The organism is Streptomyces sp. NPDC006294 (assembly GCF_042870895.1).
Lineage (GTDB): Bacteria > Actinomycetota > Actinomycetes > Streptomycetales > Streptomycetaceae > Streptomyces.
In genome coordinates this window covers 69,341-95,412 of sequence record NZ_JBIAHV010000017.1, presented here as the reverse complement: position 1 = coordinate 95,412, position 26,072 = coordinate 69,341, and the positions used below count along the sequence as shown (strand labels likewise).

The 26,072-nt window shown below is 72.2% G+C and carries 20 protein-coding genes, 1 pseudogene and 1 riboswitch; of the genes and pseudogenes, 15 read left to right on the top strand and 6 right to left on the bottom strand.

All coding sequences use genetic code 11. The features are described from left to right. Positions 1-49: 49 nt before the first annotated feature. Positions 50-280, bottom strand: coding sequence for a hypothetical protein (locus ACFYOP_RS27330; protein WP_100109587.1), 231 nt, complete (start codon positions 278-280; stop codon positions 50-52). A gap of 434 nt (positions 281-714) precedes the next feature. Here ACFYOP_RS27330 and ACFYOP_RS27325 point away from each other — a divergent pair, with 434 nt between their 5' ends. The 5 genes from ACFYOP_RS27325 (at position 715) to ACFYOP_RS27305 (ending at position 6,956) form a co-directional block, all read left to right on the top strand. Next, positions 715-2,832, top strand: coding sequence for a DNA topoisomerase IV subunit B (locus ACFYOP_RS27325; RefSeq protein WP_356895872.1), 2,118 nt, complete (start codon positions 715-717; stop codon positions 2,830-2,832). Positions 2,833-2,945: 113 nt separating this feature from the next. Next, complete coding sequence (locus ACFYOP_RS27320; RefSeq protein WP_356895874.1) at positions 2,946-4,106, top strand: sensor histidine kinase; 1,161 nt, start codon at positions 2,946-2,948, stop codon at positions 4,104-4,106. Then, positions 4,103-4,777, top strand: a complete 675-nt coding sequence (locus tag ACFYOP_RS27315; RefSeq protein WP_356895876.1) for a response regulator transcription factor — start codon at positions 4,103-4,105, stop codon at positions 4,775-4,777. Before ACFYOP_RS27320 ends, ACFYOP_RS27315 begins: the two co-directional genes overlap by 4 nt. 95 nt (positions 4,778-4,872) lie before the next feature. Then, positions 4,873-5,355: a DUF485 domain-containing protein gene (locus tag ACFYOP_RS27310; RefSeq protein ID WP_356895878.1), complete on the top strand. Its 483-nt coding sequence runs from the start codon at positions 4,873-4,875 to the stop codon at positions 5,353-5,355. Beyond that, positions 5,352-6,956 (top strand): cation acetate symporter, encoded by a 1,605-nt coding sequence (locus tag ACFYOP_RS27305; protein WP_356895880.1) that lies wholly within the window; start codon positions 5,352-5,354, stop codon positions 6,954-6,956. Before ACFYOP_RS27310 ends, ACFYOP_RS27305 begins: the two co-directional genes overlap by 4 nt. A 43-nt stretch (positions 6,957-6,999) precedes the next feature. Here the strand turns inward: ACFYOP_RS27305 and ACFYOP_RS27300 are convergent, their stop codons facing one another. Both ACFYOP_RS27300 and ACFYOP_RS27295 read right to left on the bottom strand, forming a co-directional pair. Further along, the gene (locus ACFYOP_RS27300; protein ID WP_356895882.1) at positions 7,000-7,680 is read right to left on the bottom strand and encodes a response regulator; all 681 of its coding nucleotides are present in this window, start codon (positions 7,678-7,680) and stop codon (positions 7,000-7,002) included. Next, positions 7,677-9,374 (bottom strand): sensor histidine kinase, encoded by a 1,698-nt coding sequence (locus ACFYOP_RS27295; protein ID WP_356895884.1) that lies wholly within the window; start codon positions 9,372-9,374, stop codon positions 7,677-7,679. The genes ACFYOP_RS27300 and ACFYOP_RS27295 overlap by 4 nt, the downstream gene beginning before the upstream one ends. A gap of 159 nt (positions 9,375-9,533) precedes the next feature. On the opposite strand from ACFYOP_RS27295, the pseudogene ACFYOP_RS27290 reads away from it, so the two are divergent. After that, positions 9,534-9,982, top strand: a pseudogene (locus ACFYOP_RS27290) (substrate-binding domain-containing protein); the annotation flags it as partial. Positions 9,983-10,086: 104 nt separating this feature from the next. After that, a complete protein-coding gene (locus ACFYOP_RS27285; protein WP_356895886.1) occupies positions 10,087-11,175 on the top strand; it encodes a CobW family GTP-binding protein in 1,089 nt (362 codons plus the stop codon). Positions 11,176-11,187: 12 nt separating this feature from the next. On the opposite strand, the gene ACFYOP_RS27280 is transcribed toward ACFYOP_RS27285, so the two are convergent. After that, a complete protein-coding gene (locus ACFYOP_RS27280; RefSeq protein ID WP_356895888.1) occupies positions 11,188-13,638 on the bottom strand; it encodes a DNA topoisomerase IV subunit A in 2,451 nt (816 codons plus the stop codon). 243 nt (positions 13,639-13,881) lie between these two features. Here ACFYOP_RS27280 and ACFYOP_RS27275 point away from each other — a divergent pair, with 243 nt between their 5' ends. From ACFYOP_RS27275 to ACFYOP_RS27260, 4 genes are all read left to right on the top strand, one after another. Continuing rightward, positions 13,882-15,231, top strand: coding sequence for a pitrilysin family protein (locus ACFYOP_RS27275; protein ID WP_356895890.1), 1,350 nt, complete (start codon positions 13,882-13,884; stop codon positions 15,229-15,231). A gap of 17 nt (positions 15,232-15,248) precedes the next feature. Beyond that, positions 15,249-16,616 (top strand): pitrilysin family protein, encoded by a 1,368-nt coding sequence (locus ACFYOP_RS27270; protein WP_356896011.1) that lies wholly within the window; start codon positions 15,249-15,251, stop codon positions 16,614-16,616. Between the two features lie 240 nt (positions 16,617-16,856). Next, a riboswitch (cyclic di-AMP (ydaO/yuaA leader) is annotated at positions 16,857-17,019 on the top strand. A gap of 12 nt (positions 17,020-17,031) precedes the next feature. Continuing rightward, on the top strand, positions 17,032-17,814 hold the full coding sequence (locus ACFYOP_RS27265; protein WP_356895892.1) for a M23 family metallopeptidase: 783 nt from the start codon (positions 17,032-17,034) through the stop codon (positions 17,812-17,814). A gap of 235 nt (positions 17,815-18,049) precedes the next feature. Continuing rightward, the gene (locus ACFYOP_RS27260) at positions 18,050-18,727 is read left to right on the top strand and encodes a GntR family transcriptional regulator (protein ID WP_356895894.1); all 678 of its coding nucleotides are present in this window, start codon (positions 18,050-18,052) and stop codon (positions 18,725-18,727) included. A 202-nt stretch (positions 18,728-18,929) separates the two neighbouring features. Here ACFYOP_RS27260 and ACFYOP_RS27255 read toward each other — a convergent pair whose 3' ends face one another. Further along, positions 18,930-19,211, bottom strand: a complete 282-nt coding sequence (locus ACFYOP_RS27255) for an HPr family phosphocarrier protein (protein WP_005310999.1) — start codon at positions 19,209-19,211, stop codon at positions 18,930-18,932. Between the two features lie 166 nt (positions 19,212-19,377). On the opposite strand from ACFYOP_RS27255, the gene ACFYOP_RS27250 reads away from it, so the two are divergent. Genes ACFYOP_RS27250 through ACFYOP_RS27235 form a run of 4 tightly spaced genes read left to right on the top strand, consistent with a single transcriptional unit; the run spans position 19,378 to position 25,251 of the window. Further along, complete coding sequence (locus ACFYOP_RS27250; RefSeq protein ID WP_356895897.1) at positions 19,378-22,695, top strand: GNAT family N-acetyltransferase; 3,318 nt, start codon at positions 19,378-19,380, stop codon at positions 22,693-22,695. A 36-nt stretch (positions 22,696-22,731) separates the two neighbouring features. After that, entirely contained in the window at positions 22,732-23,316 is a 585-nt protein-coding gene (locus tag ACFYOP_RS27245) for a DUF5998 family protein (RefSeq protein ID WP_356895899.1), read from the top strand. Beyond that, on the top strand, positions 23,316-24,509 hold the full coding sequence (locus ACFYOP_RS27240; protein ID WP_356895901.1) for a nucleotide pyrophosphatase/phosphodiesterase family protein: 1,194 nt from the start codon (positions 23,316-23,318) through the stop codon (positions 24,507-24,509). The genes ACFYOP_RS27245 and ACFYOP_RS27240 overlap by 1 nt, the downstream gene beginning before the upstream one ends. A gap of 37 nt (positions 24,510-24,546) precedes the next feature. After that, positions 24,547-25,251: a thymidine kinase gene (locus ACFYOP_RS27235; RefSeq protein WP_356895903.1), complete on the top strand. Its 705-nt coding sequence runs from the start codon at positions 24,547-24,549 to the stop codon at positions 25,249-25,251. On the opposite strand, the gene ACFYOP_RS27230 is transcribed toward ACFYOP_RS27235, so the two are convergent. Beyond that, the gene (locus ACFYOP_RS27230) at positions 25,223-25,990 is read right to left on the bottom strand and encodes a VOC family protein (RefSeq protein WP_356895905.1); all 768 of its coding nucleotides are present in this window, start codon (positions 25,988-25,990) and stop codon (positions 25,223-25,225) included. The two genes, ACFYOP_RS27235 and ACFYOP_RS27230, sit on opposite strands and share 29 nt — an antisense overlap. Positions 25,991-26,072 lie beyond the last annotated feature (82 nt).

Here is a 26,072-nt window from a genome sequence, read left to right as displayed (position 1 = left end):
CCCGTCGGCCGGTCCAGGACCGGCTACTGGCTCGTCGGGATGTGAGGCGTCAGTGGTCCTCTTCACCGGCGCCGGCCGGCACGGCCGTCAGGCGGTCCGTCTCATCCTGTATTTCCGCGGCGATCTTCTTGAGTTCCGGCTCGAACTTGCGCCCGTGGTGGGCACAGAAGAGCAGTTCACCACCGCTGATCAGTACGACGCGCAGATACGCCTGGGCGCCGCAGCGGTCGCAGCGGTCAGCGGCCGTCAGCGGGCTCGCGGGGGTCAGAACAGTAGTCACGTCGCCTCTTCTCTAGCTCGACGAGCTGTCGTACCAGGGTCAACATCCAACCAGCCCGAAAACGTTCCCGCTCGTGGCTTTTCCTCGAAACTTTTTCCCGAGGTGGCTGTCTGCTGCCGGTTGGCGGCGAATGAGCCGTATTGCTTCGCTCTACGGATTTCGCGTTGCTTGTCTCGTTTGGCCCTCCCGGCTGGGTTGCCGGTTGTTCATGAGGACGTGCCCGGAGCCTAAATGGTTCATGCCTGGAAGGGAACGTGATGTGCACGTCACCCCATCGAGGGATCGAACACCTTTGCGACTCTGGACTAGCATGAGTTTTCACGTGGGTGGCGTTACATCGGCTCTACCAGGCCTCTGTACGCTCTGACCCGGTGACAGACGCCAGGCCTATACCCCCACAGGCCACTTTCCAAATTCAGCGAGGAGCGAACCGCGTGACCGCCGAGACGTCCGTGCCGTCCAGTGCGCTGCTGACCGCAGACCGTGACGGTTCCAACTACACCGCGCGGCACCTGCTCGTACTTGAGGGGCTCGAGGCGGTTCGCAAACGCCCTGGCATGTACATCGGGTCGACCGACAGCCGGGGCCTGATGCACTGCCTCTGGGAGATCATCGACAACTCGGTCGACGAGGCTCTCGGCGGGTACTGCGACCACATCGAGGTCATCCTCCACGAGGACAGCTCCGTGGAGGTCCGCGACAACGGCCGCGGCATCCCCGTCGACGTTGAGCCGAAGACCGGCCTCTCCGGCATCGAGGTCGTCATGACCAAGCTGCACGCCGGCGGCAAGTTCGGCGGCGGCTCGTACGCCGCGTCCGGCGGTCTGCACGGCGTGGGTGCCTCCGTGGTGAACGCCCTGTCCGCCCGGCTCGACGTCGAGGTCGACCGCAACAGCTCCACGCACGCCATCAGCTTCCGCCGCGGCGTCCCCGGGATCTTCACCGAGTCCGGTCCCGACGCCCCCTTCGACCCCGCCAACGGACTGCGCAAGATCAAGCGCGTGCCGAAGGCCCGCACCGGCACCCGCGTCCGGTACTGGGCGGACCGGCAGATCTTCCTGAAGGACGCCAAGCTCTCCCTGGACCACCTGCACCAGCGCGCCCGCCAGACCGCCTTCCTGGTGCCCGGCCTGACCATCGTCGTGCGGGACGAGCGCGCCCTGGAGGGCGCGGGCAAGACAGAGGAGACGTTCCGCTTCGACGGCGGCATCAGCGAGTTCTGCGAGTACCTGGCCCAGGACAAGGCCGTCTGCGACGTGGTGCGGCTCACCGGCCAGGGCACCTTCAAGGAGACCGTCCCCGTCCTCGACGACCGCGGTCACATGACGCCGACCGAGGTCACCCGCGAACTCGGCGTCGACATCGCGCTGCGCTGGGGCACCGGGTACGACACCACGCTCAAGTCCTTCGTCAACATCATCGCCACCCCCAAGGGCGGCACCCATGTGAGCGGCTTCGAACGCTCCGTGACGAAGACGATGAACGAGGTGCTGCGCTCCGCCAAGATGCTGCGCGTCGCCGAGGACGACATCGTCAAGGACGACGCCCTGGAGGGCCTCACCGCCGTCGTCACCGTCCGGCTGGCCGAGCCGCAGTTCGAGGGACAGACCAAGGAGGTCCTGGGCACCTCGGCGGCCAACAGGATCGTCGCGGCCGTCGTGGCCAAGGAGCTCAAGGCGTTCCTGACGTCCACCAAGCGGGACGCCAAGGCCCAGGCCCGCGCGGTGCTGGAGAAGGCCGTCGCGGCCGCCCGTACGCGCATCGCCGCCCGCCAGCACAAGGAGGCACAGCGCCGGAAGACGGCCCTGGAGTCCTCCTCGCTGCCCGCCAAGCTCGCCGACTGCCGCAGCGACGACGTGGAGCGCAGCGAGCTGTTCATCGTCGAGGGGGACTCGGCGCTCGGCACCGCCAAGCTGGCGCGCAACAGCGAGTTCCAGGCGCTGCTGCCGATCCGCGGCAAGATCCTCAACGTTCAGAAGGCGTCCGTCTCGGACATGCTGAAGAACGCCGAGTGCGGCGCGATCATCCAGGTCATAGGAGCCGGCTCGGGCCGTACGTTCGACATCGACGCCGCCCGGTACGGGAAGATCGTCCTGCTGGTCGACGCCGACGTCGACGGCGCCCACATCCGGATCCTGCTGCTCACGCTCTTCCAGCGCTACATGCGGCCCATGGTGGAGGCCGGCCGGGTCTTCGCGGCCGTGCCGCCGCTGCACCGGATCGAGCTGGTCCAGCCCAAGAAGGGCCAGGACAAGTACATCTACACGTACTCGGACAACGAGCTGCGGCAGACCCTGCTGGAGTTCCAGCGCAAGGGGGTCCGCTTCAAGGACTCGATCCAGCGCTACAAGGGCCTCGGAGAGATGGACGCCGACCAGCTCGCCGAGACCACGATGGACCCGCGCCACCGCACGCTGCGCCGGATCAACATCGGCGACCTGGAGGCCGCGGAGCAGGTCTTCGACCTGCTCATGGGCAACGAGGTCGCGCCCCGCAAGGAGTTCATCACCAGCTCGGCGGCCACCCTGGACCGCTCGCGCATCGACGCCTGACGGCCCAACCGCCGGGCCCTGCCCACCCGGGGGTGGAGACGACGGCTCCACCCCCGGTCCGATCCGCGGCGCCGCCGCCCTCCGTAGCATCGGCCCGGACCGAGGAGGCGGACGTGCGCGGTGGCGAGTGGACCCGGTGGCCCACCCGGGAGGCGCTGTCCCGTATCGGCGTCCCACGGGCCCGGATGGCGCTCGACATCGCCCTGTTCGTCGCGCTGGCCACCTGGGCCGTCGCCAGCGCCTACTCCTCGGACGTGTTCCACGGCCGGGGCGCCGTGCTGCCGCCCGCCGCCCTCGCGGCCTGCGTCGCCGCGGGAGCGCGCTACCGCCTGACCACGCTCGCCCATCGTCTGGCGCCGTCGCTGGCGCTGCTCGCCGTCTTCGCCGCCGTCGGATGGGGCGCCTGCCTCGCGGAGGCGTACGTCGCGGCGGTGGTGGTGTGGATCGGCGTCTGTGTCATGGCCGTGGAGCGGCTCCCGCTCCCCGCCGCGTTGGTGGTGGTCGCGGTCATGATGCCGGGGTTCGCGCTGATCGACGGCAGCGACTGGGGGGACGCCGTCACGCTGGCCTCGGTCTCGCTCGGCGGCTACGCCCTGCGACTGGACGCGGAGGCCCGCGGGGCGGGTTTCCGGCTGCTGGCCCAGGAACGGGCCGCCCGTGAGGCGGAGGCGGTCTCGGCCGCTCTCGCCGAACGGGCCCGTATCGCCCGGGAGATCCACGATGTGCTCGCGCACAGCCTGTCCGCGCAGCTCGTGCATCTGGAGGCGGCCAGGCTGCAGATCGAACGGGAACCGGAAGGGGCCTTCCGGGACCAGATCCTGGAGCGCGTGGTGGCGGCGCGCGGGATGGCCCGGGAGGGGCTCGCGGAGACGCGGCAGGCGCTGTCCGCGCTGCGCGGCGAGATGGCTCCGGTCGAGGACTTTCTGCGCGAGCTGGCCGCCAACGACGGCGTACGGACCGAGGTCTCCGGCGAACCGCGGCGGCTTCCGCCGGAGGCGTCGCAGGCCGTACGGCGGGTGGCGCAGGAGGCGCTGACCAATGTGCGCAAGCACGCGCCGGGGGCCGAGGTGCGGCTGCTGCTCGCGTACCGCGAGGGTGAAATCTCCCTGGAGGTCCGGGACTTCGGAGCCCGTCGCAAGGCCGGCGACCTGACGGCGTCCGGTGCCGGGTACGGTCTGCTCGGGATGCGGGAGCGCGCCGAACTGCTCGGCGGCACGCTGGAGGCGGGACCGGACGGGAAGGGGTTCGTGGTGCGGCTGCGGGTGCCGGCGTGAGCGGGGAGGCGGCCAGGGTCGTCGTCGCCGACGACCAGGCGGTGGTACGCGAGGGCATCGTGATGCTGCTGGGACTGCTGCCCGGCATCGAGGTCGTCGGATCGGCCAGGGACGGCGCGGAGGCGGTCGCCCTCGTCGCCGAACTCGCCCCCGACGTCGTCCTCATGGATCTGCGAATGCCGCGGGTCGATGGGGTGGAGGCCACCCGCCGGATCCGCGAGGAGCATCCCGCCACCCAGGTCGTCGTGCTCACGACCTACGCCGACGACGGCTCGCTCTTCCCCGCGCTGCGGGCCGGGGCCCGGGGCTACCTCACCAAGGACGCCGACGGCGACGAGATCGTCCGGGCGATCCAGGACGTCGTCGCCGGGCGGGCCGGACTCTCCCCGGTGGTCCAGAGCCGGCTCATCGAACAGGTCACTGCGGAACCCGCTCACTCCAGCCCCCGGCTGCCCGACGGGCTGACCGCACGCGAGGGCGAGGTGCTCACGCTGATCGCCGAAGGGCTGGGCAACGCCGACATCGCGCGGCGCCTCGGCATCTCCACCGCCACGGTGAAGACCCACATCAACAACCTGTTCGCCAAGGCGGGACTCCACGACCGGGCCCAGGCCGTCCGGTACGCCTATCGGGAAGGGCTCGCGCAGCCTCCTGGGAGGAACGTCACCTGATGGGGTGAAGACCTCAAGAGAAGAGTCCTGGATCTTCCCACTCTGTCCATCCTTGGGCAGGCGGCCGGAACGGTTCGCCGCGGCGAGGAGTGTCGATGGTGGAGAAGCAGCAAGACCGGGATGTCGCCCCGGTACGGCTCGACGACCCGTGGTGCGACGCACTGGCCTCCGGCTGGAGCGACCGGGACGGCACCGGAGCTCCTGCCCCCGACGGGCCGCCCGACCCGGGCGACGGCCCCGCGGCCGCGCCCAGCGCCGCGGACATCTACCTGGAGGTGCAGCGCAGCGAGGCGTTCCAGGAAGTACGCGCCCGCTACCGGCGGTTCGTCGTCCCCGCTTGCGCGGCCTTCCTCCTCTGGTACCTGGCCTACGTCGTCGCGGCGACGACGACGCCGGGCCTGATGGCCAGGCCGGTCGTCGGCGCGGTCAACGTGGCGATGGTCGCCGGGCTCGCGCAGTTCCTCACCACGTTCCTGCTGACCTGGGCGTACGTCCGCCACGCCAGGCTGCGCCGCGACCGGGCGGCACTGGATCTGCGGTGGGACACCCAGGAGATGACCAGGGGGGCCAGGCGTTGACGGGGGATCACCAGGCGCTCGCACTGCTGCTGTTCAGCGTGTTCATCGCGGTCACTCTCGCGATCACCACCTGGGTGAGCCGCAACAGGCGCGGTTCCGCAGAGGAGTTCTACGCGGGCGGGCGGCTGTTCTCCCCGATGGAGAACGGATTCGCCATCGCCGGCGACTACATGTCCGCCGCCTCCTTCCTCGGCATCTCCGGCCTCATCGCGCTCTACGGCTACGACGGCATGCTCTACTCCGTGGGCTTCCTGGTCGCCTGGCTGGTCGTCCTCCTGCTCGTCGCCGAACTGGTCCGCAACTGCGGCCGGTTCACCCTCGCCGACGTCGTCGCCGCGCGGATGAGGGAACGGCCCGTCCGGATCGCGGCGGGGACCTCCTCGATCACCGTCTCCGTGCTCTATCTGGTGGCGCAGATGGTGGGAGCCGGCAGCCTGGTCGCGCTGCTGCTCGGTGGGACGAGCGGGGCCGCGCGCTCGTGGACCGTCGTCGGCGTCGGGGCCCTGATGGTGATCTACGTGTCGCTGGGCGGGATGCGGGCCACCACCTGGATCCAGATCGTCAAGGCCGTGCTGCTGATGGCCGGCGCGATCGCACTGACCGTGCTCGTACTGGTGCGCTTCCACGGCGACTTCGACCAGCTGCTCAACTCCGCCGCCGCCCGCAGCGGTCACGGCACGGACTTCCTCGCCCCCGGCCTGAGGTACGGCGGGGACTGGACCGCCCGCCTGGACTTCATCAGCCTGGGCCTGGCGCTCGTCCTCGGCACGGCCGGGCTGCCGCACATCCTGGCGCGCTTCTACACCGTGCCGACCGCGCGGGCCGCCCGCCGCTCGGTCGTCTGGTCCATCGGGCTCATCGGCAGCTTCTATCTGATGACGATCGTGCTCGGCTTCGGAGCGGCCGCCGTGGTCGGCACCTCGGAGGTCCGGGCGTCCAACGCCGCGGGCAACACCGCCGTCCCCCTGCTCGCCCTCGATCTGGGCGGCGGCGCCGGCTCCACCGGCGGCACCGTGCTGTTCGCGGTCGTGGCGGCCGTGGCGTTCGCGACGATCCTGGCCGTCGTCGCCGGCATCACCCTCGCCTCCTCCACGTCCGTCGCCCACGATCTGTACGCCACACTGCGGAGCCGTCGCCCCTCCGGCCGGCGGCGGCAGTACGGCGAGGTCGCCGTGGCCCGCGTCGCCGCCATCGGCATCGGCGCGGTCGCGATCGCCCTCGGGCTGCTGGCCCGCGACCTGAACGTCGCGTTCCTCGTCGGCCTGGCCTTCGCCGTCGCCGCCTCCGCGAACCTTCCGGTCCTGCTCTACTCGCTGTTCTGGCGGAACTTCACCACGCGCGGTGCGGTCTGGTCCGTCTACGGGGGGCTCGTGCCAGCCGTGCTGCTGGTCGTCCTGTCACCGGTCGTCTCCGGCGGTGAGCGGTCGCTCTTCCCCGGTGTGGACTTCCATGTCTTCCCGCTGGAGAACCCGGGGCTCGTCTCCATCCCGCTCGGCTTCCTCGCCGGCTGGATCGGCACGGTCGTCTCCTCCGAGCCACCCGACGCGGCGAAGCACGCCGAGACCGAGGTACGGGCGCTCACCGGAGCCGGCGCGGTCTGACCGGCCCTGGTGGCGCGCGAACGGGCCGGCCCGCCCACGCCCGTCAGACGCTCGACGCCCACACGTAGCGGTGCTCCGGGCGGCCCGTCTCGCCGTACCGGAGCGTCAGCCGGACCCCGCTCGACCGCTCCAGGAGCTTCAGATAGCGCTGCGCGGTCTGCCGGCTCACCCCCGCCCGGTCCGCGATCTCCTGGGCCGACAGCGGGCCGTCGGCGGCCAGCAGCACCTGCCGCACGAGTTCCGCCGTGGTCGGCGAGTGTCCCTTCGGCAGCTCCGGGGCGATCACACCGGCCGACAGGGTGCCGAAGATCCGGTCCACCTCCGCCTGTTCGGCCTCGCCGCCGCCGTCGAGGGTCCGTCGCAGCGTCGCGTACGCCTCCAGCTTGGCGCGCAGCCCGGCGAAGTTGAACGGCTTGACGAGGTACTGCAGCGCTCCGTGGCGCATCGCCGCCTGGACGGTGGCCACGTCCCTGGCCGCCGTCACCATGATCACGTCCGTCTGGTGGCCGAGCGCACGGAGGTCACGGACGACCGACAGTCCGGTCTCGTCCGGCAGATAGTGGTCGAGCAGGATCAGATCGACGGGCACCTCGGCGACACGGGCGAGCGCCTCGGCGGCCGAGTGGGCCCGTGCCACGACCCGGAAGCCCGCGACCTTGGCGACGTAGGCGGCGTTGATCTCCGCGACCCGGACGTCGTCGTCCACGACCAGTACGTTGATCATCGTGCCTGCCGGAACTCTCGTGTGCGGGGCGCCGGCGCCCCGGTCCCGGCTTCTTCCGCCGGTGCGCCGTCCGAGGCGCCGGGCTCGGTCAGGGCGTCCGGCAGTACGACGCTGAACTCGGCGCCGCCCGCAGCCGCCGCGCGGACCGCCGCGCTGCCGCCCTGCCGCTCCGCGAACCTGCGCACCAGCGGCAGACCCAGGCCGCGCTTGCCGTGGGCCGGCAGCTCCTTGGTCGACCAGCCCTCCGTGAAGATCAGCTCGCGCTGTCCGTCCGGGACACCGGGGCCGCTGTCCGAGACCCGCAGGACCACCGTGCTGCCCTCCGCGCGCAGCTCGACCTCGACCCTCGGGTCCGATGTGCCCGTGGCCGCGTCCAGCGCGTTGTCCACGAGGTTGCCGACCACCGTCACCAGTCCGCGCGGATCCACCAGCCGGTCGGGCAGCAGGGTCGCCGGGGCGACGCCCAGCGAGACGCCGCGCTCCGCGGCGACCGTCGCCTTGCCGACCAGCAGCGCCGCGAGCAGCGGGTCGTGGACCTTCTCGGTGACCTGCTCGGCGGTCGTCCGGTGCACCCCGACGACCTCCGTGACGAAGTCGGCCGCCTCCTGGTGCATCTCCAGTTCCAGCAGGCCCAGCAGGGTGTGCAGCCGGTTCGCGTGCTCGTGGTCCTGGGCGCGCAGCGCGTCGATCAGACCGCGGGTGGAGTCCAGCTCCCGGCCCAGCTGCTCGAGCTCCGTCCGGTCGCGCAGCGTGGCGACGGCGCCGCCGTCGCCGGTCGGCATCCGGTTGGCGACGAGGACCCGGCTGCCCCGTACGGTCAGCAGATCGTCCCCGCTCACCCGGCCCGCCAGCACATCGCTGGTACGCCCTTCGCCGAGGACCTCCTCCAGCGGCCGGCCGATGGCCTCGGGGCCCACGCCGAGCAGCCGCTGCGCCTCGTCGTTCAGCAGCCGGACGCGCCCCGCGTCGTCCAGCGCCACGACGCCTTCCCTGATGCCGTGCAGCATCGCCTCACGCTCGGCGAGCAGCGCGGAGATGTCGGAGAAGGCGAGGTCGTGGGTCTGGCGCTGGAGCCGGCGGGAGATGAGATAGGCGGCGAGCGCCCCGACGGCCAGCGCGCCACCGGCGTAGGCGAGCAGCCCCGGGATCGCGGCCAGCAGCCGCGCCCGCACGCTGTCGTACTCGATCCCGACGGACACCGCGCCGACGATCGTCCCGTCCGTGTCGCGCAGCGGCACCTTGCCGCGGGCGGAGCGGCCGAGGGTGCCGCTGTCGATCTCCATCACGTCCTGCCCGGCCAGCGCCTCGCTCGGGTCGGTGGAGACGACCCGGCCGATCCGCTCGGGGGACGTGTGGGACCAGCGCACCCCGCGGCCGTCCATGACCACGATGTACTCGGCCCCGGTGGCCAGCCTGATCCGCTCGGCCTCGGCCTGCACCGGTCCGTCGGCGGTCGGCCGGGAGGCGGTCAGCTCCTCCGCGAGCTCCGGTGACGCCGTCGTCTCCGCGATGGCGAGCGCGCGGCGCATCGCCTGGTCGTCGAGCTGGGCGCCGAGCGGGGCGAGGAACAGGCCGGTGGCCAGTGCGGTGACCCCGGTGACGATCGCCAGCTGCATCAGCAGCACCTGGGAGAAGACCCGCCGCGGCCAGCCGAACCGCCGTCGCCGGGCGGGGGCGGTCGGTGCGGGACTCATGCCTACGAACGGTAAGGGGGGCGGCTCCATTCCGGAAATGCGGTGCCCACGCAAGCCGCTTGCGGTGCTTGCGGCGGCCTTGCGACCGGGTGTGGGATCAGTCGTCCCGGTGTGGGATCAGCGCAAGCCGCTTGCATGGCTTGCGCTGGTCTTGCGCGCGTGACGCGACGACTTGCTCAGGTGGCGAAGAAGGTGGGGGTCAGCGAGGCCACGGTCAGCCGTGTCCTCAACGGCAAGCCGGGAGTCTCCGAGGCCACCCGCCAGTCCGTGCTGACGGCCCTGGACGTCCTCGGCTACGAGCGGCCGACCCAGCTGCGGGGCGAGCGCGCGCGGCTGGTCGGGCTGGTGCTGCCCGAGCTGCAGAACCCGATCCGCGGCGGCGCGGGCTCGGCGTGCCCGGTGACGTGTCGGTGGTGGGCTTCGACGACTCCGCGTTCATGAACTGCACGGAGCCGCCGCTGACGACGGTCCGCCAGCCGATCGAGTCCATGGGGCGGGCGGCGGTCGAACCGCTCTGCGCCCAGATCCAGGGCGGCGAGGTGCCGCCGGGGGAGCTTCTGTTCGAACCGGAGCTGGTGGTACGGGGGTCGACGGGCAGGCACGGCAGGGGTGACGGGGCCGGCGGCGGAGTCCCACCTGCCCGAAAGGACCGTCACGTGGCAGCCCCCCATATCCTGGGGCCCGCAGCCGTCGCAGTCCCGGAGGTGCCGTCTTGAGCAAGCCGCAGATCCCCGTCATCGTCCTCGCGGGCTTTCTGGGATCCGGCAAGACGACGCTGCTCAACCATCTGCTGCGCACCAGCCGCGGGACCAGGATCGGGGCGATCGTCAACGACTTCGGGTCCATCGAGATCGACGCCATGACCGTGGCCGGACAGCTCGGCGACTCCACGGTGTCGCTCGGCAACGGCTGCCTGTGCTGTGCGGTCGACGCGAGCGAGCTCGACGTGTTCCTCGACCGGCTCACCCGGCCCGCGGCCGGTCTCGACGTGATCGTCATCGAGGCGAGCGGCCTCGCCGAACCGCAGGAGCTGGTCAGGATGGTCCTGGCCAGCGACAACGAGCGGATCGTGTACGGCGGCCTGGTCGAGGTCGTCGACGCGGCCGAGTTCGAGCGGACCCGGGAGAAGCATCCGGAGACCGACCGCCACCTGGCCGTCGCCGACCTCGTCGTACTGAACAAGGCGGACCGGGTCGGCGACGCGGAGCGGCGCGCGCTGCGCGAGACGGTCACCGGGCTCGCCCGGGGCGCCGCCGTGATCCCGGCGTCGTACGGGCGCGTCGACCCGGAGCTGTTCTTCGAACCGCGGCCGCGGACCGAGCGGGTCGGCCAGCTGTCCTTCGAGGACCTCTACGACGACGACCACGACGGTCATGATCATCACGACGGCCATCTGCACACCGCCTACGAGACCGCCTCGTTCGTCTCGACGGACCCGCTGCACCCGCGCCGGCTGCTGGACTTCCTCGACTCCCGCCCCGAAGGGCTCTACCGCATCAAGGGGTTCGTCGACTTCGGCGCGCTCGACCCGGGAAACCGGTACGCGGTCCACTCCGTGGGCCGGTTCCTGCGCTTCTACCCCGAGCCCTGGCCGCCGGGCGACACCGCTCGCCGGACCGAGCTGGTGCTCATCGGTTCCGGTGTCGACGCCCCCGCCCTGGTCGCGGAACTCGACTCAGCCCGTGTCACCGGAGCCGAGGACACCCCGGAGGAGCACAGCCTGTGGGGCGTCCTGCGCTACGTACCGAAAAGGTCCTCGGACGACCCGTCCGAGGACCCCTTCGACAGCTACGCGCTCTAGCCTTGCGTCGTCCTAGCTCGCCGGGCCCGCGAGCACCGCGACCGGCGAGGTGAGAGGCGTGCCTGAGCCGTCGCGGCGCGGGTCGATCTCCGGGAGCTCGGCGGGGGAGCCGTTCTTCTGCGCCGCTCTGGCCGGCGCCGCGCCGGCCCAGGCCAGGACCAGCACGTCCTCGCCCTTCAGGAAGCGCTGACAGCGCACCCCGCCGGTGGCCCGGCCCTTGCGCGGGTACTGGTCGAACGGCGTCAGCTTCGCCGTCGCGATCGAGTCGTCCAGCGTGCCGTGAGAACCCGCCACCGTGAACACGACCGCGTCCCCGGCCGGGTCCACCGCGGTGAAGGAGATGACCTCCGCGCCCTCCGCCAGCTTGACGCCGGTCATACCGCCCGCCGGACGGCCCTGCGGGCGCACCTGCGAGGCCGGATAGCGCAGCAGCTGGGCGTCCGAGGTGATGAAGACCAGGTCCTCCTCACCGGTGTGCAGCTCGACGGCGCCGACGATCCGGTCGCCGTCCCTGAGCGTGATGACCTCCAGCTCCTCCTTGTTGGAGGGGTAGTCGGGCACCACTCGTTTGACCACGCCCTGCAGTGTGCCGAGCGCGAGCCCCGGCGACGACTCGTCGAGCGTGGTGAGGCAGACGACCGTCTCGTCGCCCTCCAGCGACAGGAACTCCGAGATCGGCGCTCCTCCGGAGAGGTTGGGCGCGGTCGCCGTGTCCGGCAGCTGCGGCAGGTCGATCACGGACAGCCGCAGCAGCCGCCCGGCCGACGTCACCGCGCCCACCTCGCCGCGCTGGGTCGTGAGCACCGCCGAGACGATCACATCGTGCTTGGTGCGTCTGCTCCGGCCCTCGTCGAGCGGCTCGCCCGTGGCCGTGCGCGCGAGCAGACCGGTGGAGGAGAGCAGCACCCGGCACGGGTCGTCCGCCACCTGGAGCGAGGCCGCCGGCGCGGGTGAACCCGCGGACTCCAGCAGGACCGTGCGCCGCGGGGTGCCGAACTTCTTCGCCACAGAGGCCAGTTCGGCGGAGACCAGCTTGCGCAGCTCGGAGTCCGACTCGAGGATGCCGGTCAGCTCGTCGATCTCACCGTTGAGCCGGTCGCGCTCGCTCTCCAGCTCGATGCGGTCGAACTTGGTGAGCCGGCGCAGCGGGGTGTCGAGGATGTACTGCGTCTGGACGTCGCTCAGGGAGAAGCGCTCGATCAGCCGCTCCTTCGCCTGCGCCGAGTTCTCGCTGGACCGGATGAGGCGGATGACCTCGTCGATGTCGATGAGGGCGACGAGCAGCCCCTCGACCAGATGCAGCCGGTCGCGGCGCTTGGTGCGCCGGAACTCGCTGCGTCGCCGGACGACCTCGAAGCGGTGGTCGAGATAGACCTCGAGCAGTTCCTTCAGACCGAGCGTGAGCGGCTGTCCGTCGACCAGCGCCACGTTGTTGATGCCGAAGGACTCCTCCATGGGAGTCAGCTTGTACAGCTGCTCGAGCACGGCCTCCGGGATGAAGCCGTTCTTGATCTCGATGACCAGGCGAAGACCGTGCGAACGGTCGGTGAGGTCCTTGACGTCCGCGATGCCCTGGAGCTTCTTCGACCCGACCAGATCCTTGATCTTGGCGATGACCTTCTCCGGGCCGACCGTGAAGGGCAGTTCCGTGACGACCAGGCCCTTGCGGCGCGCGGTGACGTTCTCCACGGACACCGTGGCGCGGATCTTGAACGAACCGCGGCCCGACTCGTAGGCGTCCCTGATGCCGCTCAGGCCGACGATGCGGCCGCCGGTCGGCAGGTCGGGGCCCGGCACATGGCGCATCAGCGTCTCGAGGTCCGCGCCGGGGTACCGGATGAGGTGGCGCGCCGCGGCGACGACCTCGCCCAGATTGTGCGGAGGCATATTGGTCGCCATGCCGACCGCGATCCCGGACGCGCCGTTGACCAGCAGGTTCGGATAGGCGGCGGGCAGCGCGACGGGCTCGCGCTCCTGGCCGTCGTAGTTGGACTGGAAGTCGACCGTGTCCTCGTCGATCGACTCGGTCATCAGGCTGGTGGCGTCGGCCATCCGGCATTCGGTGTACCGCATGGCGGCGGGCGGGTCGTCGTTGCCCAGCGAGCCGAAGTTGCCGTGGCCGTCGACCAGCGGAAGGCGCATGGAGAACGGCTGCGCCATGCGCACGAGGGCGTCGTAGATCGACGCGTCACCGTGCGGGTGCAGCTTTCCCATGACCTCGCCGACGACGCGGGCGCACTTCACATAGCCGCGGTCGGGACGCAGTCCCATCTCGTTCATCTGGTAGACGATGCGGCGGTGCACCGGCTTCATGCCGTCGCGTGCGTCCGGCAGGGCCCGGGAGTAGATCACCGAGTACGCGTACTCGAGGAAGGAGCCCTGCATTTCGTCCACCACGTCGATGTCGAGGATCCTCTCCTCGAAGTCGTCCGGCGGTGGGGTCTTCGTGCTGCGGCGGGCCATCGCGGCTGCTGCTCCTTCACGTACCAGGTGGGCGTCTGACGCCGACCATTGTGGACCGTCCCGCTGACAACGCCGACCGCGACCCGTGTTCCGCACCGCGCCGGGGGCGGAACACGGCGCTCCGGCAGGGGGAAGAACGCGGCTGCCGGACCCGGGAACTTCGCCAGGTGTCGGCACGCTTGCATACAGTGGCAGGTCTGGCAGCACTTTCACGTTTTCGCGATCGAAGGGACGTACATGCCCATGGGTCACACGGCCACAGCGCAGGCCGGTTCCGGCGGCCTGACAGCGACCGAGCACCGCCTGGCGAATGGCCTGCGCGTGGTGCTCTCCGAGGACCACCTGACCCCGGTCGCCGCGGTCTGCCTCTGGTACGACGTCGGTTCACGCCACGAGGTCAAGGGCCGTACAGGACTCGCCCACCTCTTCGAGCACTTGATGTTCCAGGGCTCGGCGCAGGTGAAGGGGAACGGCCACTTCGAGCTCGTGCAGGGAGCCGGCGGTTCGCTGAACGGCACCACCAGCTTCGAGCGGACCAACTACTTCGAGACGATGCCCACCCACCAGCTGGAGCTGGCGCTCTGGCTCGAGGCCGACCGGATGGGCTCGCTCCTGACCGCCCTCGACGACGAGTCGATGGAGAACCAGCGCGACGTCGTCAAGAACGAGCGCCGCCAGCGGTACGACAACGTGCCCTACGGCACCGCGTTCGAGAAGCTGACCTCCCTCGTCTACCCGGAGGGCCACCCCTACCACCACACCCCGATCGGCTCGATGGCCGACCTGGACGCGGCGACCCTCGAGGACGCGCGCGCCTTCTTCCGCACGTACTACGCGCCGAACAACGCGGTGCTGTCGGTCGTCGGCGACATCGACCCCGAGCAGACGCTCGCCTGGATCGAGAAGTACTTCGGGTCCATCCCCTCCCACGACGGCAAGCAGCCGCCCCGTGACGGCGCCCTGCCGGACAACATCGGCGCCCAGCTGCGCGAGGAGGTCGTCGAAGAGGTCCCGGCCCGCGCCCTGATGGCCGCCTACCGTCTGCCGCACGACGGCACCCGCGAGTGCGACGCCGCGGACCTGGCGCTGACCGTCCTCGGCGGCGGGGAGTCCTCCCGGCTCCACAACCGCCTGGTGCGCCGCGACCGGACCGCCGTCGCGGCCGGGTTCGGCCTGCTGCGGCTGGCCGGCGCCCCGTCGATGGGCTGGCTGGACGTCAAGACCTCCGGCGGCGTCGAGGTCCCCGGGATCGAGTCGGCCGTCGACGAGGAGCTGGCGCGCTTCGCGGCCGAGGGTCCGACGGAGGAGGAGATGGAGCGGGCCCAGGCCCAGCTGGAGCGCGAGTGGCTGGACCGGCTCGGCACGGTGTCGGGCCGCGCCGACGAACTCTGCCGCTACGCGGTGCTGTTCGGCGACCCGCAGCTGGCGCTCAGCGCCGTCACGCGGGTGCTCGACATCACCGCGGAGGAGGTGCGGGCGGTCGCGAAGGAGCGCCTGCACCCCGAGAACAGGGCGGTGCTGGTCTACGAACCTGTCGCCGCGGAAGAGACCGAAGCGGCCGACGGACACGAGCACGAAGGGACGGACCAGTGAGCGACGCTGCCGTGACCATGGACTTCCACCCGCAGCCGGCTCCGGGCACCGCCCGGCCCTGGGCCTTCCCGGCCCCCGAGCGCGGCACGCTCGACAACGGCCTGACGGTGCTGCGCTGCCACCGGCCCGGCCAGCAGGTCGTGGCGGTCGAGGTCTGCCTCGATGCCCCGCTGGACGCCGAGCCCGAGGGCCTCGACGGCGTCGCCACGATCATGGCGCGCGCCTTGTCGGAGGGCACCGACCAGCACTCCGCGGAGGAGTTCGCCGCCGAACTGGAGCGCTGCGGCGCCACTCTGGACGCCCACGCCGACCACCCCGGCGTCCGGGTGTCGCTGGAGGTCCCGGTCTCCCGGCTCCCCAAGGCGCTGGGTCTGCTCGCCGAGGCGCTGCGGACCCCCGCCTTCGCGGAGAGCGAGGTCGAGCGGCTGGTCCGCAACCGCCTCGACGAGATCCCGCACGAGACGGCGAACCCGGGCCGCCGCGCCGCCAAGCAGCTCTCCAAGGAGCTCTTCCCGGCCGCGCTGCGCGTCTCGCGCCCCCGCCAGGGCACCGAGGAGACGGTGGCCCGGATCGACGCCGCGGCCGTGCGCGCCTTCTTCGAGGCCCATGTGCGCCCCGCGACGGCGACCGCCGTGATCGTCGGCGACCTCACCGGCGTCGACCTGGACGCCGTGCTCGGCGACTCGCTGGGCACCTGGACGGGCGACAAGGCCGCGCCGCACCCGGTGCCCGCGATCACCGCCGACGACACCGGCCGCGTGATCGTCGTGGACCGTCCCGGGGCCGTGCAGACCCAGGTGCTCATCGGCCGGGTCGGGGCGGACCGCCACGACCGCGTCTGGCCCGCCCAGGTGCTCGGCACGTACTGCCTCGGCGGCACCCTCACCTCCCGCCTCGACCGCGTGCTGCGCGAGGAGAAGGGCTACACCTACGGCGTACGGGCCTTCGGCCAGGTGCTGCTCTCCGCGCCGGACGGCTCGGGCGCGGCCATGCTCGCCATCAGCGGCTCCGTGGACACGCCCAACACCGGCCCCGCGCTGGAGGACCTGTGGAAGGTGCTCCGTACGCTCGCGGCCGAGGGCCTCACCGACGCCGAACGTGACGTCGCCGTGCAGAACCTGGTGGGCGTCGCCCCGCTGAAGTACGAGACGGCGGCCTCCGTCGCGGGCACCCTGGCCGACCAGGTCGAGCAGCACCTCCCGGACGACTACCAGGCCCAGTTGTACGTACGGCTGGCGGAGACCGGCACGGTGGAGGCGACCGCGGCCGTGGTCAACGCCTTCCCGGTGGACCGGCTGGTCACGGTGCTCGTCGGCGACGCGTCGCAGATCGCCGAGCCCGTCAAGGCGCTCGGCATCGGCGAAGTGACGGTTGTCACGGGCTGAACGGAAGCCGCCGATCGGGCAGAAGGCGGAAAGCGGCGGATCGCCTGTCAGGCGCGGACAAGTGGAACCCCGGCTTCGGAGCGTTTGCCGGGGTTCCGTCGTATGCCCGTTTTGCGGGAGAGGTTGTCTGTCTGCCCTGTGGCATGCGCTACAAAACGGGCTGTTGGTTTGGCGATTGACGGACGAGATGCCTAGCGTCGGTCCGGCTGTTCGTCTGAAGATCGTCGCGCCCGCGGCGTCGGGCAGTCATCGCCGAGTCCCCGTCAGGCGCGAGCCTGGGGAGCCGGGGACCCAATCAGTCCCTGGGGTGAATCGGACGCCTTCGCCCGAGCGGAGGCGCCCGTAGGAGACCTTCCTGCTCCGAACCCGTCAGCTAACCCGGTAGGCGAGAAGGAAGGAAAGGATCAGCCTCTCCATGGCGTTCACCCGTGCCACCGGGAAGCATCGTGCCCAGAGCCGCCTGACGCGCAGGAGCGCGAAACTGGCCGGCGCCGCCGCACTCGCCACCACCGGCGTCGTCGGAACCCTCGCCTCCCCGGCTCTCGCCGCAGACGCTGCCGCCCTCTCCGTCGAGGACACCGGCCTCACCCAGATCATCACCATGGGCTCGCTCGCCGACGAGATAGCCGACCAGGCCGCCGCGCAGAAGCAGGAGGCCGAGGAGGCCGCCGCCCAGGCCCGTGCGCGGGAGAAGGCCGCGGCGGAGGCCAAGCGCAAGGCGGAGGCGCGCGCCAAGGAGGCCCGCGAGGCCGAGGAGCGCGCCGCCCGTGAGGCCGAGCGCAGGCGGCTGAACTCCTTCCAGCTCCCCATCGCCGGCTCCTTCGTGACCACCGGCTACAAGACCGGCGGCGCCCTGTGGTCCTCCGGCTCCCACTCCGGCGTCGACTTCCGCGCCCCGTCCGGCAGTTCCGTCGTGGCCGTGGGCTCCGGCACCGTCGTCGAGGCCGGCTGGGACGGCGCGTACGGCAACAGCGTCGTGATCCGGATGAACGACGGCACCTACACGCAGTACGGCCACCTGTCGTCGATCGGCGTCTTCGCCGGCCAGCAGGTCACGCCCGGCCAGCAGATCGGCCTCTCCGGCTCGACCGGCAACTCGACAGGGCCGCACCTGCACTTCGAGGCGCGGACCACGGCCGAGTACGGCTCCGACATCGACCCGGTCGCCTATCTGCGCTCGCACGGCGTCGCCGTCTGACCCCGGCGCCCCCCCGTGCGGCCGGCCCGTCGCACCCGCTCGCAAGGCCCCCGGCCCCCCGCCGGGGGCCTTCGGCCTATTCCGTGCCGTTTCCGCCATTCCGTGATTGCCGTGCGTGCCAAGAGATTTCCATGGTTTTCCGGCCGCCGTCGGAAAACGGCGCACATTGCAATAGAGTCACGGGAAGACACGTCCAACGGCTGCGTTTCGCTCGGATCAAGGCGGAGGTTCGGTCATGCGTATTCCCGCGCACTCGGTATGCACGGCGATCCGCGACGACATCGTCTCCGGTGTCTTCGAACGCGGCAGCCGGCTCACCGAGGAGCAGCTCGCCCGCCGCTACGGGGTCTCCCGGGTCCCGGTGCGCGAGGCGCTGCGCACCCTGGAGTCGGAGGGGTTCGTCGTCACCCGGCGGCACGCGGGCGCGTGCGTCGCCGAGCCCACGGAGCAGGAGGCCGCCGACCTCCTCGAGGTCCGCATGCTGCTGGAGCCCCTGGGGGCGGCCCGCGCCGCGCAGCGCCGCACGGAGGCGCACCTGAAGGTGCTTCGCGGCCTGGTCAGGCTGGGGCAGGAGAGGGCGCGCCGGGGCCAGGGCGAGGATCTGCGCTCCCTCGGCAACTGGTTCCACGAGACGCTCGCCCAGTCCTGCGGCAGCCCGGGACTGACCGCGCTGCTCACCCAGCTGCGGCACAAGATCGCCTGGATGTACGCGGTGGAGCAGCCGGCCGCGCCGGTCGAGGCGTGGGCCGAGCGCGGCGCGATCGTCGACGCCGTGGCGCGCGGTGACGCCGAGCGGGCGCGGGCGCTGACGGCGCTGCACGCGGAGCGGTCCGCCGGGGCGCACCGGCTGCGGCGCACCGTGCGGGTGAGGACTTCGCAACATCCCGTAAACACCACGAGCGGCCGGAATTAACAGACGGCGTATACAAAAGTGGTGCGGTGCTGTTTCTTTTGTGGATTTCTTTTCCCGGCGGCGTCCGTGAATTCGTGGTGCTCGCGGAATGCGCGTGGGCGGTTCCGGGAAAGCGGTGGTCGGGGAATGCGGAACCGCGGTGCCCCCCGTATCGGGGCACCGCGGTCTGTCGTACTGGGGGCCGGCTCGGCTCAGAAGGGAGTCAGACGGTCTCGGGGAGCTCGTCGAGACCCTCGGCGACCAGCTTGGCCAGCCGGTCCAGGGCGGCCTCGGCGCCGTCCGCGTCGGAGGCGAGGACGATCTCCTCGCCGCCCTGCGCGCCCAGGCCGAGCACGGCGAGCATGGAGGCGGCGTTGACCGGGTTGCCGTCGGCCTTGGCGATCGTCACGGGGACGCCGGCAGCCGTCGCGGCACGGACGAAGATGGACGCGGGGCGGGCGTGAAGGCCCTCGGCCCAGCCGACATTGACGCGGCGCTCAGCCATGGTGTTGCCCTTCAAGTCTTAGCGGGTTGTCTAGACCAGTCTCTCATGTGTTCCGGCGTGCTCTCCGACCGGTCCGAGGCGGTGGCGGACCGCCCGTGCGGCCTCCTCAGACTGCCCGCCGGCAACCGGCGGCGCGACCGCTGGGCCGCGCCGTAGGCTTTGCACCATGCAGACCTCGCAGGAGCACGCCTACCCGGCTCACTGGGAAGCAGACGTGGTGCTGCGCGACGGCGGCACCGCCCGGATCAGGCCCATCACGACCGAGGACGCCGACCGGCTGGTCAGCTTCTACGAGCAGGTCTCCGACGAGTCGAAGTACTACCGCTTCTTCGCCCCCTACCCGCGGCTGTCCGCCAAGGACGTCCACCGTTTCACCCACCACGACTACGTGGACCGGGTCGGGCTCGCGGTCACGGTCGGCGGCGAGTTCATCGCCACCGTCCGTTACGACCGGATCAACGCGCAGGGCCGCCCCGCGAGCGCCCCCGCCGACGAGGCCGAGGTCGCCTTCCTCGTCCAGGACGCCCACCAGGGGCGCGGCGTCGCGTCCGCCCTGCTCGAACACATCGCGGCGGTCGCCAGGGAGCGCGGCATCCGGCGGTTCGCCGCGGAGGTGCTGCCGGCCAACTCCAAGATGATCAAGGTCTTCCGGGACGCGGGGTACACCCAGCGGCGCAGCTTCGAGGACGGGTCGGTCCATCTGACCCTCGACCTCGAACCGACGGCGGAGTCCGTCGCCGTGCAGCGCGGCCGCGAACAGCGCGCAGAGGCGCGCTCGGTCCAACGGCTGCTCGCCCCCGGCTCCGTCGCCGTCGTCGGAGCCGGCCGGCTGCCCGGCGGCGTCGGCCGCACCGCGCTGCGCAACCTCCTCGGAGCGGGCTTCACCGGCCGGGTGTACGCGGTGAACCGCGCGTTCCCGGAGGGGCGTGGCGAGATCGACGGTGTGCCGGCGGTCCGCTCGGTCGGCGACATCGGCGAGCCCGTCGACCTGGCGATCGTCGCCGTCCCGGCCGAACGCGTGCCGGAGGCCGTCACCGACTGCGGCGAGCACGGCGTCCAGGGCCTCGTCGTGCTGAGCGCCGGCTACGCGGAGAGCGGCCCGGCAGGCCGGGAGCGGCAGCGCGAACTGGTGCGGCAGGCGCGCTCGTACGGGATGCGGATCATCGGGCCCAACTCGTTCGGCGTCATCAGCACCTCGGACACCGTCCGGCTCAACGCCTCCCTCGCGCCGGAGGCCCCGGCGCCCGGCCGGATCGGGCTGTTCACCCAGTCCGGCGCGATCGGCATCGCCCTGCTGTCCGGACTGCACCGGCGCGGCGCGGGCGTGTCCTCCTTCATCTCGTCGGGGAACCGGGCGGACGTGTCCGGCAACGACTTCCTCCAGTACTGGCACGAGGATCCCGACACCGACGTCGTCCTGATGTACCTGGAGTCCATCGGCAACCCGCGCAAGTTCACCCGCCTCGCGCGGCGCACCGCCGCCGTCAAGCCGGTCGTCGTCGTCAAGGGCGCGCGGCACAGCGGCAGCGCGCCGCCCGGGCACGCCGTGCCCTTCACCCGTATCCCGGACGCGACCGTCGGGGCGCTGCTGCGACAGGCGGGCGTGATCCGCGTCGACACGGTCACCGAACTCGTCGACGCGGGCCTCATGCTCGCCGGGCAGCCGCTGCCGAGGGGGCCGCGGGTCGCCATCCTCGGCAACTCCGAGTCCCTCGGGCTGCTCACCTACGACGCCTGCCTCGCGGAAGGGCTGCGCCCGCTCCCGCCGCGCGACCTCACGACGGCGGCCACGCCCGCCGACTTCCGCGCGGCGCTCGCGCAGGCGCTGGTGGACGACGCGTGCGACGCGGTGATCGTCACGGCGATTCCATGGGTCGGGGAGAACGGCGTCACGGAATCGGGCGACGGCGAGGTCCTCGCCACGGCCCTCCGCTCGGCCTCGGCCACGGCGCCGGCGAAGCCGGTGGCAGTGGTCCATGTCGAAATGGGCGCCCTGGCCGACGCCCTCGCCGCGGCCTCCAGCACGGCCCCGCCCGCGGACGGGGGCGCGGGCCGGGCTGGGACGGGGGCTGTCCGGGCCCCGGCTGCGGCCGCGCAGACCTCGGACGCCCGTGACGGCACGGCCGGGCCCGGCCCGGCTCCGGCCGCCGCAGGTGGGCCCGGCGCGGGTGCGTCCGGCGCTGCCGACTCGCCGCCCCCGGGCGACCCCGCCGCCACAGGCACCGGCTCCGCCGGTGACGGGCCTGCCCAGGGTGCGGCCGAGGGCGGGCCGGCGGGCCCTGGCCTGTCACCGTCGGGCAGCCCCGACGGCGCGGGCGTCGCCCCGGAGGGGCCGACCCGTGGCCCGGTTGCGTCGGCCGACGCCGCGCAGGCTGCCGGCGTCGGCGCTGGCCGGGGGGCGTCCGGTCACGGGGGTGCGGCGGGCGCTGATGGTTCACCGTCGGACGCCCCCGCCGGCACGGGCGCCGGCCCGGAGCCCGCGTCGGGCGGCGGCGTCCCGTCCGCCCCCAGCCGCGCCGCGCAGAGCGCCCCCGGCGCGCAGACCGGCACCGCCGCCACGGCGCCCGCCCCCGACGCATCCGGGTCCGCCGGGTCCGCCACCGGCAGGGACACCCGGCGGATTCCCGCGTATCCCGCCGCCGAGCGGGCCGTGCGGGCGCTCGCGGAGGCCGTGAAGTTCGGGCAGTGGCGGCGGCAGGCCGCCGAGCCGGGGCGGGTGCCTCAGTACGAGGACATCGACGAGTCCGGGGCCGCCGCGCAGATCGAGCGGATGCTCGCGCAGGCCGCGGACCGGAGGGGCTTCGCGCTCGGCGCCGCCGACGCGCACGCGCTCCTCGCGCGCTACGGCATCCATGTGCGGCCCACCCTCCCCGCGCCCGACCCCGGCGCCGCCGTGCAGGCGGCCGCGCGGCTCGGCTACCCCGTCGCGCTCAAGACGACCGCCCCCCACCTGCGCCATCGCGCCGATCTCGGCGGCGTACGCCTCGATCTGGCCGACGAGACCCAGCTCCGTCAGGCGTACCGCGAGCTCACGGACCTGCTGGGCAAGCCCGCCGAGCTGCAGCCCGTGGTGCAGGCCATGGTGCCGCGCGGCGTGGACACCGTCGTGCGCGCCGCGATCGACCCGGCCGTCGGGGCCGTGCTCTCGTTCGGGCTGGCCGGCGCGGCGTCCGAGCTGCTCGGCGACACGGCGCACCGGCTGGTCCCGGCCACCCACCGGGACGCGGCCGAGCTGATCCGCACCGTCCGCACGGCGCCGCTGCTCTTCGGCTGGCGCGGCTCCGCGCCGGTCGACACGGCCGCGCTGGAGGAGCTGCTGCTGCGCGTGTCACGGCTGGTCGACGACCACCCCGAAGTCGTCGGGGTCAGCCTCGAGCCCGTCGTGGTCGCCCAGCACGGCCTCAGCGTCCTGGACGCGTCCGTGCGGCTCGCGCCGCCCCCGCCCCGCAGCGATCTGGGCCCCCGCAGGCTGCCCAGCTACTGAGCACCGGCGCCTTCCGGGGCCCGTAGGATGGACCGCATGGCGAAGACCGGTACGACGACCCAGGGGCTGCGCGCGGCGATCGAGCGCAGCGGCTACTACCCGGCACTCGTGGCAGAGGCGGTGGAGGCCGCCGTCGGCGGCGAGCCCGTCGCGTCGTATCTGGTGCACCAGGAGACCACGTTCGACGCGAACGAGGTCCGCCGCCATGTCACGGTCCTCGTCCTGACGGCCAACCGGTTCATCGTCAGCCACACCGACGAGCAGGCCGCCGACTCCAGCTCCCCGACGCCGTACGCCACGACCTCCACCGAGTCGGTGAAGCTCAGCCGGATCTCGTCCGTCGTGGTCAGCCGCGTCGTCGCCAACCCGGAGGCGTACACCCCGGGCACCCTGCCCCGCGAGGTCGTCCTGACCATCGGCTGGGGCGCCGTCTCGCGTCTCGACCTGGAGCCCGCCGCCTGCGGCGACCCGAACTGCGACGCCGACCACGGCTACACCGGCAACTCCACGGCCGACGACCTGAGCCTGCGGGTCAGCGAGGCGGGGGACGGTCCGGACACCGTGCGCCAGACCCTGGTCTTCGCCCAGGCGCTCTCCGAAGCCACGGCAGCCACCCGCTGATGGCCCAGCCCGCAGTGTGGCCGGACGACCCCGTGTCGCTGGACGTGCACGCCGCGCCCGCGCCCGAGTACGGCAGCGGCTCGCTCGCCGATCTGCTGCCGACGATCGCCGCCGGCCAGGGCGTGCCGGGGCTCGCGCCGTCGATCGCGGAGCTCACGCCCGCCGACCGGAACTGCGTCTTCCTGATCGACGGTCTCGGCTGGGAGCAGATCAGGTCGCACCCCGAGGAGGCCCCGTATCTGACGTCCCTCCTCGGCACCTCGCGCGGCGGCACGGGAGCGCCGATCACGGCCGGCTTCCCCGCCACCACCGCCACCTCGCTCGCCTCCGTCGGCACCGGCCTGCCGCCCGGCGCGCACGGTCTGCCCGGCTACACGGTGCGCAACCCGGAGACGGGCGAGCTGATGAACCAGCTGCGCTGGCGACCGTGGACGCCGCCGAAGACCTGGCAGCCGTACCCGACCGTCTTCCAGCTCGCGGACCGGGCGGGGGTGCACACCGCGCAGGTGTCGTCGCCCACGTTCGAGCAGACGCCGCTCACCAAGGTCGCTCTCAGCGGTGGCACCTTCCACGGCCGGCTGACCGGCGAGGAGCGCGTGGACCTCGCCGCCCAGCAGCTCGCCGCCGGCGACCGCTCGCTGGTCTACACGTACTACAGCGAGGTGGACGGCAAGGGTCACCGCTTCGGCATCGACTCCGACGCCTGGCGCGGTCAGCTCATGTACGTCGACCGGCTGGTCGAGCGGCTAGCCGACCAGCTCCCGCCCCGTGCCGCGCTGTACGTCACGGCCGACCACGGCATGATCGACGTCCCCTTCGACGAGCAGTCCCGTATCGACTTCGACGAGGACTGGGAGCTGCGGGCCGGTGTCGCCCTGCTCGGCGGCGAGGGCAGGGCCCGCCATGTGTACGCCGTGCCGGGCGCGGAGAGCGACGTGCTCGCCGTGTGGCGCGAGGTGCTGGGCGAGCAGTTCTGGGTGGCGAGCCGCGACGAGGCGATCGCCGCCGGCTGGTTCGGCCCCCGGATCGACGACCGGGTGTACGGGCGGATCGGCGACGTCGTCGCGGCGGCACACGACGACGTGGTGATCATCGCGTCGGTCAACGAGCCGAACGAGTCCGCGATGGTGGGCATGCACGGTTCCATGACCCCCGCCGAGCAGCTCGTGCCGCTCCTAGAAGTACGCTCCTGACTCCCTTCAGCCCAGACCCGAAAGGTCGCAACCTCCCATGCCCGAGCTGGTGTTCTTCTCCGGAACGATGGACTGCGGAAAGAGCACCCTCGCTCTTCAGATCGAGCACAACCGGTCCGCCCGGGGCCTGCAGGGCATGATCTTCACCCGTGACGACCGGGCCGGGGAGGGCAAACTCTCCTCCCGCCTGGGCCTGGTGACCGACGCGGTCGAGGCCGCGGAGGGCTTCGACTTCTACGCGTTTCTCGTCGACCGCTTCTCCAAGGGCGGCCGCTGCGACTATGTGATCGCCGACGAGGCGCAGTTCCTCGCGCCCGAGCAGATCGACCAGCTCGCCCGGGTCGTCGACGACCTGGAGCTGGACGTGTTCGCCTTCGGCATCACCACCGACTTCCGCTCCAAGCTCTTTCCCGGCTCGCAGCGGCTCGTCGAGCTGGCCGACCGCGTCGAGGTGCTGCAGGTCGAGGCGCTGTGCTGGTGCGGCGCCCGGGCCACGCACAACGCGCGCACCGTCGGGGGCGTGATGGTCGTCGAGGGCGCCCAGGTCGTCGTCGGCGACGTCAACCACTCGCCGGACGAGATCGGTTACGAGGTCCTGTGCCGGCGCCACCACCGCCGCCGGATGACGGCGGCCTCTGCCAGGGCGGCCGCGCTCTCCCCGGACGTGCTGCCGGTCGAGACCGGCGCCGAGGAAACCCCCGGTGCCGGCCGCCTCAACGGGCGTCCGACCGTACGATCGTGAAGACCGCGCCCTCCGGGTCGCAGACGGTGGCCTCCCGGCCGCCGGGGCCCGGCCCGGGCGCCTTGATCACATGGCCGCCGAGCTCCACCACCCGGTGGGCCGCGGCGTCGGTCTCCTCGACCTCGAAGTACGTCATCCAGTGCGCCCCCCGGCCGCGCGGCAGCGCCTGGCCCATGCCGTGCACGGACGCCACCGGCCGGCCGTCGAGACGCAGGGTGAGGCGGTCGGCGGAGTCGGCCGGCTCGGTGTCGTAGCCGAAGACCGCGTGGTAGAACTTGCCGACCGACGAGGTCTCCATGGTCAGCAGTTCGTTCCAGACCGGCGTCCCGTGCGTGCCGTACACGGCCGTGCCCAGGTGCGCCGCCGCCTGCCAGACGCCGAACACCGCGCCGGCCGGGTCGGACGCGATCACCAGACGGCCCGCGTCGGCGGCGTCGAGCGGCCCGACGCCGACGGTGCCGCCGCAGCTGCGGATCGCCTCCGCGGTCGCACCGGCGTCGTCGCTCGCCAGATACGGGGTCCAGGCGACGGGAAGATGGCGGTCGGCCGGGAGACGGCCGATGCCGGCGACCTCCTTGCCGTCGAGCATCGCGCGGACGTAGGGCCCCAGCTGCGCGGGTCCGGGGGAGAACTCCCAGCCGAACAGCGCCGCGTAGAACTCCTGTGTCGCGTCAAGGCCGTGAACCATCAGGCTCACCCAGCACGGAGTGCCGGGCGTGTGCCGAGTCGCCTCGGTCATCGTCACTCTCTCCTCGGACCATCGTGGTGGCCGTACGGGGGGACCGGGCGCGTCGCAGGTCGCGGCGAAGGCCGTGCGGAGG

What these genes read in the sequence shown, in the direction of transcription:
- ACFYOP_RS27255 (WP_005310999.1), bottom strand. Translation starts at nt 19,211, where the DNA reads ATGGCTGAGCGCCGCGTCAATGTCGGCTGGGCCGAGGGCCTTCACGCC.
- ACFYOP_RS27280 (WP_356895888.1), bottom strand. Translation starts at nt 13,638, where the DNA reads ATGGCCCGCCGCAGCACGAAGACCCCACCGCCGGACGACTTCGAGGAG.
- ACFYOP_RS27265 (WP_356895892.1), top strand. Translation starts at nt 17,032, where the DNA reads ATGGCGTTCACCCGTGCCACCGGGAAGCATCGTGCCCAGAGCCGCCTG.
- ACFYOP_RS27250 (WP_356895897.1), top strand. Translation starts at nt 19,378, where the DNA reads ATGCAGACCTCGCAGGAGCACGCCTACCCGGCTCACTGGGAAGCAGAC.
- ACFYOP_RS27300 (WP_356895882.1), bottom strand. Translation starts at nt 7,680, where the DNA reads ATGATCAACGTACTGGTCGTGGACGACGACGTCCGGGTCGCGGAGATC.
- ACFYOP_RS27240 (WP_356895901.1), top strand. Translation starts at nt 23,316, where the DNA reads ATGGCCCAGCCCGCAGTGTGGCCGGACGACCCCGTGTCGCTGGACGTG.
- ACFYOP_RS27235 (WP_356895903.1), top strand. Translation starts at nt 24,547, where the DNA reads ATGCCCGAGCTGGTGTTCTTCTCCGGAACGATGGACTGCGGAAAGAGC.
- ACFYOP_RS27245 (WP_356895899.1), top strand. Translation starts at nt 22,732, where the DNA reads ATGGCGAAGACCGGTACGACGACCCAGGGGCTGCGCGCGGCGATCGAG.
- ACFYOP_RS27270 (WP_356896011.1), top strand. Translation starts at nt 15,249, where the DNA reads ATGGACTTCCACCCGCAGCCGGCTCCGGGCACCGCCCGGCCCTGGGCC.
- ACFYOP_RS27295 (WP_356895884.1), bottom strand. Translation starts at nt 9,374, where the DNA reads ATGAGTCCCGCACCGACCGCCCCCGCCCGGCGACGGCGGTTCGGCTGG.
- ACFYOP_RS27275 (WP_356895890.1), top strand. Translation starts at nt 13,882, where the DNA reads ATGGGTCACACGGCCACAGCGCAGGCCGGTTCCGGCGGCCTGACAGCG.
- ACFYOP_RS27260 (WP_356895894.1), top strand. Translation starts at nt 18,050, where the DNA reads ATGCGTATTCCCGCGCACTCGGTATGCACGGCGATCCGCGACGACATC.
- ACFYOP_RS27230 (WP_356895905.1), bottom strand. Translation starts at nt 25,990, where the DNA reads ATGACCGAGGCGACTCGGCACACGCCCGGCACTCCGTGCTGGGTGAGC.
- ACFYOP_RS27310 (WP_356895878.1), top strand. Translation starts at nt 4,873, where the DNA reads ATGGTGGAGAAGCAGCAAGACCGGGATGTCGCCCCGGTACGGCTCGAC.